Annotated in this window: 1 protein-coding gene; it reads left to right on the top strand. The window is 62.4% G+C overall.

Annotated elements, in window-relative coordinates:
* Positions 1-901, top strand: a 901-nt coding sequence (moaA, locus tag P792_RS37670) for a GTP 3',8-cyclase MoaA (RefSeq protein ID WP_235075496.1), incomplete at both ends; no start/stop codon positions are given.

Genomic DNA, 901 nt, shown 5'->3' with positions numbered 1-901 from the left:
CTTCGAAGCTATCGAGCGCGTGGCCCGCGTGGCCTCCGGGTCGGGTGTCAGCAAGCTGCGCCTGACGGGTGGCGAGCCGCTTTTACGGCCCGATCTCTCCCGTCTTGTCAGAAGGCTCGTAGCCATCGAGGGCATTGATGATGTGGCTCTCACCACCAACGCGGTTCTACTCGAACGTCATCTGGACGCGCTGCATGACGCCGGGCTGACGCGCCTGACCATCAGTCTGGACAGTCTTGACCCGAAAATATTCAGCCGCATGAGCGGTGGACGCGCCGTGGTCGAGACCGTTCTGGCGGCCATCGACAAGGCTGCACAACGGGGGTTTCCTGGCGGTATCAAGATCAATACCGTCGTACAGCGCGATGTGAACGAGAGCGAGATCCTGCCGCTCGTTGCCCGCTTCCGCCATACCGGCATCACGCTACGCTTCATTGAATATATGGATGTCGGTACGCGCAACCACTGGTCGCAGAGTGCCGTCGTTCCCTCGGCGGTGGTCCTTGAGCGTATTGCCACCCGCTGGCCGGTTGAGGCCATCGCCCCCCGCTACAGAGGGGAGGTCGCCCGCCGATACCGCTTTACCGATGGCGCAGGTGAGATCGGTTTCATCTCCTCGGTCACGGCGCCCTTCTGTGGCGATTGCTCGCGTGCGCGGCTGTCATCGGATGGGCAGATCTTCACCTGCCTCTTTGCCACAAAAGGTACGGATCTCCGGCCCGCACTGGCAGATGAGTCGGATGAGGCCCTGCGTGCGGCCCTGCGCGGCATCTGGCATGAGCGCAGCGATCGTTATAGTGAAATGCGCCATCCTGCACCGGTGCAGCCAGCGCCCCCGGAAAACGGACACGGGACGGGGCAGACGGGCGACCGGAAGATAGAAATGTATTATATCGGAGGC

The organism is Asaia sp. SF2.1, from assembly GCF_000505765.1.
GTDB classification, from domain to species: Bacteria; Pseudomonadota; Alphaproteobacteria; order Acetobacterales; family Acetobacteraceae; genus Asaia; species Asaia bogorensis.
Note: the sequence above shows the minus strand (reverse complement) of the source record. Positions and strands in the feature narration are given on the sequence as shown.